This window comes from Fusobacterium sp. SYSU M8D902 (assembly GCF_040199715.1).
Lineage (GTDB): Bacteria > Fusobacteriota > Fusobacteriia > Fusobacteriales > Fusobacteriaceae > Fusobacterium_A.
In genome coordinates, this window is the sequence record NZ_JBEFNA010000049.1 from 1 (window position 1) to 6,203 (window position 6,203).

Annotated in this window: 5 protein-coding genes; 1 reads left to right on the top strand and 4 read right to left on the bottom strand. The window is 30.9% G+C overall.

Annotated features, from left to right (window positions below):
* Window positions 1-125: 125 nt before the first annotated feature.
* Window positions 126-791, bottom strand: a complete 666-nt coding sequence (locus ABNK64_RS10820) for a Crp/Fnr family transcriptional regulator (protein ID WP_349764375.1) — start codon at window positions 789-791, stop codon at window positions 126-128.
* A gap of 70 nt (window positions 792-861) precedes the next feature.
* Here ABNK64_RS10820 and ABNK64_RS10825 point away from each other — a divergent pair, with 70 nt between their 5' ends.
* Window positions 862-1,212 carry a hypothetical protein gene (locus ABNK64_RS10825; protein ID WP_349764376.1) on the top strand — a complete coding sequence of 117 codons (351 nt, stop codon included), beginning with the start codon at window positions 862-864 and terminating at the stop codon, window positions 1,210-1,212.
* Window positions 1,213-1,264: 52 nt separating this feature from the next.
* Here ABNK64_RS10825 and ABNK64_RS10830 read toward each other — a convergent pair whose 3' ends face one another.
* From ABNK64_RS10830 to ABNK64_RS10840, 3 genes are all read right to left on the bottom strand, one after another.
* Window positions 1,265-4,336 carry an efflux RND transporter permease subunit gene (locus tag ABNK64_RS10830; protein ID WP_349764377.1) on the bottom strand — a complete coding sequence of 1,024 codons (3,072 nt, stop codon included), beginning with the start codon at window positions 4,334-4,336 and terminating at the stop codon, window positions 1,265-1,267.
* A 9-nt stretch (window positions 4,337-4,345) separates the two neighbouring features.
* Entirely contained in the window at window positions 4,346-5,464 is a 1,119-nt protein-coding gene (locus ABNK64_RS10835; protein WP_349764378.1) for an efflux RND transporter periplasmic adaptor subunit, read from the bottom strand.
* A gap of 4 nt (window positions 5,465-5,468) precedes the next feature.
* Window positions 5,469-6,203, bottom strand: a 735-nt coding sequence (locus ABNK64_RS10840; protein ID WP_349764379.1) for a TolC family protein, incomplete at its 5' end; no start/stop codon positions are given.

The window sequence follows — 6,203 nt, forward strand, 5'->3', positions numbered from 1 at the left end:
TGTGTTTGCATTTATTGTCTTTCTCTATTCTGTTGCTAATGTCCTTAACATTATTTTGTCTCGCTTTCTCGCGGACATAGGTTATAATATCATACATTTAATAATCCGTCAATACTTTTTTTTATTTATTTAAATTTTTTTAACTTTTCTCTATCTATTACCCTATATCTACCTTTTTCAACCCTCTCTATAACTCCTTGATCTACAAGGATTTTCATACTTCTTGATAACGATGGACGACTCACATTAAAATATTCAGCAAGCTCTTTTATTGTCTTATCTAAGATTACTATTCCTTCTCTCTCATTTTTTAAAATGTACTTTGATAATTTTTCAGAGATAGTTTTATTACTTACACTCTCCCATAAATTTTTAGAGAGAAACTGTGCCTTGTTACTTATATCATCCAATAAATTTACAAGTATTTCAGAGTTAGATAGTAACAGTTTAACTAGTTCTTCTTTTTCTACAAAAAGTATTTTTACATTTGTTTGTGCTATCAAATCTACTGGAAATTTGTTATTTTTACCGAAAATAAAAGCTGAAGCTATTATCGTCCCATTCCTTAGCTCCTCAATTTTTTTTATATTCCCATTTTCTTTTGCCATTTCAGCAACTAAGTTTCCCTCAATATTCACATACAATCCCTTGATTAAATCACCTCTAAATGCTACATACTCATTTTTTTTATAAGATAAAATCTGATAGTTTATTCCTTCTAAAACTTTAAAATTCTTAATTTCAGTTAAGTTTTTGAATAGATCTATATTTTGTATACTACTACTTTTCACTTTTTTATTCTCCTCATAATATATTTATGATATAATATTTAAATAATTATATCATATTTAGGAGTTTGAAATGAAAAAATTTATTATTATCTGCCCTGCTTGTCATAAAAAAATGAAAATATCTGACAAAATAGCTAAATATAAATGTCCCAACTGTGGAGAGATTTATAAATATAACTTTTTTAAAAGAGTTTTCTATAATATAAAATATATTTTTGTTGGAATAGGCGAAACTTTTTCTGATCTCAAATTTAGAATAAGAAAGAAGTTCTGTGATGCTAAAGCAACATATCAATATATGAGCCAACTAAAAAAACATATGAAAAATGATCCAAATTGGTCACAATATAGAACTCAACAAAAGGAAATGAAAGATGTGTCTCCTAAAAAATCCTTTAAAGATTTTTTTAAGAAAAAATAAAAAACTATCTCTGATATATAAAGCATATACCAGAGATAGTTTTTTTAATCAATTAATCTTTACTTGTTGAATTACTTGGTGGATAGATCTTATTAACTGTAGCATATATTACTGGGAATATAAATAAAGTAAGTACAGTTGAAGCAAACAGACCAAAAGTTATTGTAGCAGCCATATCTCCATATAGAGGATCCCATAGTAATGGAATCATTCCGAATATTGTTGTAAGTGCTGCTAGTCCAACTGCTCTTATTCTACTGATTGCTGAATCTATCAAAGCTCTAAATTTATCTTTTTTCAATACATCTATCTCGTAGTTTATCTCATCCATCAAAACAATCACATTTTTTATCATCATTCCTGTAAGTGAAAGAACCCCAATTATAGACATAAATCCAAAACTTCTTCCTGTTAAAAATAATCCTGGTGCTATTCCTATCATAGCTAGTGGTAGAGTAATTCCTATCAATATTGGTGTCTTTAAATTTGCAAATAGTAATACACAGATTACAAACATCATTATTGTTGGTATTGGAGTTGCTTCAAGTATAGCTCTATTGTTCTTATTTTGCTCCTCATACTCTCCTAACCACATCATTTTATACCCTTTAGGTATCTGCATCTTATTTATTTGAGCTTTAAAATCATCTCTTACACTTTCAGCTGAAACTCCAACTGGAACATCACACTGTACAGTTATATTTCTCTCTCTATCTCTTCTCCAAATCTGTCCCTCTTTAAAGACAAACTCTCCTCCATTTATAACTGAAGACAGTGGTTGAGCCTCTATATTCACTCCCCAAATTGGAGTTTGCTCTATATTAGTAAGTTGATTTTTACTTGCTCCACTCTTCTCTTTCAATAGAATAGTTACTCTTTCATCATCTTCTCCTATTCTACCTATTGGCATACCTTCACCTGTTCTCATCAATCCTGTTGCCAAGTCAATAGGAGTTATATTTCCTCTTTTTCCCTTACCTTGTGAGTAGTCTGCTTCCCAAGATAGTAGCTTATTTCTCCAACTTGTTTTTATATTCAAAGCTCTTGGAGATGTTCTCATTATACTCATAGCTTCATCTGCTAAAGATCTAAGTACCTTCGGATCTGGTCCTGAAAATGAGATCTCTATTGGATATTGTGTAGGAACTCCATTTGGATATTTTTTCACATTTATCATAACCCCTGGAAGATTTTTATTTGCATATTCTACAGCCTTTGCTCCTACCCTATTTACATCTTCCAATTTTTTCACATTTAGAATTAGTTCAGCAAAAGATGTATTTGGCATCTCTGGAATTGTAGAAGTATAGTATCTAGCTGGAGAAGCTCCTACAGCATCAGTTATATTTACTACTCCTTCATCTTTTAATAGATACTCCCCTAACTCTCTTGAAGCTTTTTCAACTACACTTATATTACTTCCTTCTGCTGTCCAAAGACTAATTGTAAATCCTTTTTTATCAGAATCAGGGAAAAATGTTTTAGGAATTTTTATAAATAATAAACAACTTCCTAAAAATACTCCTGCTAATACAGTGAGAACTAATTTTCTCTTATCCAATAGATAGTACAAAATTTTATTTGCTTTTACATAGAATTTTTTCTCTCTATCACTTACTGGTTTTACCCCTTCACCTTCCAAATATAGCTTACAATATACTGGAATTTGAGTTAAACATAGTACCCAGCTCAGCATCAGTGATATTCCTATTACCCAGAAAGATGAACTTACATATTCACCTACATAAGTTGGCATAAGAGTTCCTGGTAAAAATGCTAAGGCTGCTATTATAGTCGCTCCCAATAGTGGTATAGCTGGTTTATATGTAGCTTCTTTTAGAGATTCTTCCATTCCCAATCCCTTATTTCTATTTACCAATACTCCATCTACTATTACTATTGAGTTATCTACTAGCATTCCCATAGCTATTATGAATGAACCTAAAGATACTCTTTGCATATCTATCTTCATTCCATACATAAATATCAATGTTCCTAAAATAGATAGTATCAAACCACTACCTATTATCAATCCACTTCTCATTCCCATAGTGAAAAGTAGTACTCCCACTACTGTAATAACTGAAATAATTAGGTTTATAACAAAATTATCTATAGCTGAACTTACCAATTCTGGCTGATAATATACCTTCTCTATATTTATTCCTACTGGGATCTTCTCTTTTAACTCTTCAATTTTTTTATCTATCTTTTTTCCTGTCTCTACTACATTTGTTCCCTTTTCAGGAGAAAGAGAGACACCCATAGCCATTTTATTATTAAAGTACATCTTTTGTGTGATTGGCTCTATGTATCCTTTTTCTATAGTTGCCACATCTTTTAATCTCACAATTTGATTACTTCCATCTGGAAATTTTCCTGAAAAAACAACTAAATTTCCTAGATCTTCAGCATTTTTAATCTCATTGTTAAATCTTATCGGAACACGAAGATTTCCATAATCAATAACCCCTCCACCAGATAAGAGATTCTCTCCCAATAGAGACATTGCTATTATCTTCATATTCAAGTTCATTTCACTGACTTTTTCTCTATCTATGATTACATTGAGTGCATCATTTACTTTTCCAAATTCAGCAGATTTAGTAACTCCAGGAATTGAGCTCAACTCTTTTGTTATATATTCTGTATATTTTTTTAGTTCTGAATATGAGTAACCATCACTTGTTACAGCTAAAAATATACCATATACATCACCATAATCATCCAATACTAATGGTGGTAAAGTTCCCATTGGAAGTCCTAATTTCGCATCATTTACCTTTTTTCTAAGATTATCCCAGTACTGATCAACTTGATCTGTTGGAACTCCCTCATCAAGCTTTACCTTTACCTCTGAATAACCTGGCTTAGATACACTTTGTATAAAATCTACATTTGATAATTTACTTACTGCATCTTCTATTTTAGTAGTTACCTGTAATTCCACTGTATGTGCATCAGCTTCTGGATAGATTGTTATTACTAGAGCCTCTTTTATTTTAAACTCTGGATCCTCTAATTTTCCTAATTTATTATAGGAGAACAACCCTCCTACAACGAGAAGAAAAACTAAAAATCTTATAACTACTGTATTTTTTATTGAGTAATCTATAAATTTCATTCTCTCCTCCTATAAAACATTACCAACATTTGTCTTTGTAAAAGCATCTACTTCATTTACTTTCTGACCCTCTGTTAACTCATGAACTCCTCTAATAACTATCTTATCTCCAACTGTTACTCCTTTTACTAACATTGTACCATTATTATAAGGTGATAACATAGTGATCTCTGTACTCTTTACCTCTCCATCTTTATATAACCACACTCTGCTCTTTCCATCTTTTTCAAAAATAGCTTCTGCTGGGATTATAACCTCTTTACTCTGAGCAGTAACATCATAAGCTATCTTCACTATTCCCATTGCATCTACTAAAAGTTGAGAACTATCTCCTGTGAAAGTGTATGTTACTGGATATGTCATTTTTCCTATATTTTTTACCTTTCCTATATCAGCTACCTCTAAAGGATAGTGTTTATTTTCAAAAATAAACTCCCCTTTTCCATTCTCTATCTTTTCAAAATCTCTTCCTGAAATATTTATTCTCACTTTTTTATCCCCTGAAGAAGCCATTGCTACAACTGGAATTCCACCACTGACAACATTTCCTTCTCCTGCAAATTTTTTACTGATATATCCTGTATATGGAGCTTTTAAAACTGTATCTTGTAGCTGATTTTTGCTATTCTCTATCCCTTGTAAAGACTCTTGATATTGTGAATATGCTGCCATCTCAGCTCCACTTGTTGCTCTCATAGCTGCTAAAGCCTCATCATAGCTTTTCTTAGGTATAGTTTTCTCTTTATATAAAACCTCTACTCTCTGATACTGCTTTTTAGCATTATCAGCTATTGCCTTAGCTGAATCATACATATTTTTGGCTATCTTACTCTTATTTTCAAAAGCTTTAAGTTGTACTTCATAATCTCTTGTATCCATTTTTGCTATTACATCATCTTTTTTTACATAGCTTCCAACCTCTACTTCCATTTTCTTTATAGATCCTGCCACCTTAAAAGATAGTATAGATTGGTTATCAGCTTCAACTATTGCTGGATATTCATAGTATAAATTTTCTGGAACTTTTGCTACAATTGCTGTCTCCACTGGTCTTATTATCTCTTTTGTCTCTTTTTTACAACCACTTAACAATACTCCAAATATCAATGCCACATATCTTAACTTCATAAACTTATTTTCCTCCTCTTAAAGGGTTATTTCCCATAGCTATACTCAATGCTCCATAAGCCATCTTATACTGATACTGTGCTTTCTCTTTTAGACTAAGTGCTGTATTATATTCAGCTAATGCTTTATAATACTCCTCTTCTCCTATCATTTCCACTCTTTTTTCAGCACTTTTTTGTTTTAATCTTCCCATCTCAGCCTGATAGTTTTTTTCTGCCATATTTAAAAATTCTTGAGCTGTTTCTACATTATCATAAGCTCTTGTTACCTCTAAGACAGTTGTCATAAACTGTTTCTCTAGAGTTAACTCTCCTATCTTCTCTCTTCTCACAGCTTTTTTATACTCATTTACATTTTTAAAACCATTAAATATACTCAAAACTCCACTTACATGTCCAAATAAGAAATCAGGATCAGCTAATGTTGAGTTGTTATTATTTAAATAACCTCCCCCTAAAATTATTTTTGGTAAGAAGTTAGTTATTGCAATCTTCTTTATATCAGTATTTATCTCTTTTCCTTTTTCTCTAATTTTAAGTAATTCATTTCCATTTAGTGAATTATATACACACTCTTCAAGTGATGGTAGCTCCACTACTTTTGTATCAATTTTTTCTAAAACAATATCCTCTTGTAAGTTTAAGTTAAGAGTTCTTTTTAACTTCATTTTAGCTATTTTTAACTCTCTCTCATTTTTATTTAAAGATATCTTTTGACTTTCAACTAAAGTTTGAACTTT

Bases quoted from the DNA above. Each gene is read 5' to 3' on its own strand.
- ABNK64_RS10825 (WP_349764376.1), top strand. From the start codon at position 862: ATGAAAAAATTTATTATTATCTGCCCTGCTTGTCATAAAAAAATGAAA.
- ABNK64_RS10830 (WP_349764377.1), bottom strand. From the start codon at position 4,336: ATGAAATTTATAGATTACTCAATAAAAAATACAGTAGTTATAAGATTT.
- ABNK64_RS10835 (WP_349764378.1), bottom strand. From the start codon at position 5,464: ATGAAGTTAAGATATGTGGCATTGATATTTGGAGTATTGTTAAGTGGT.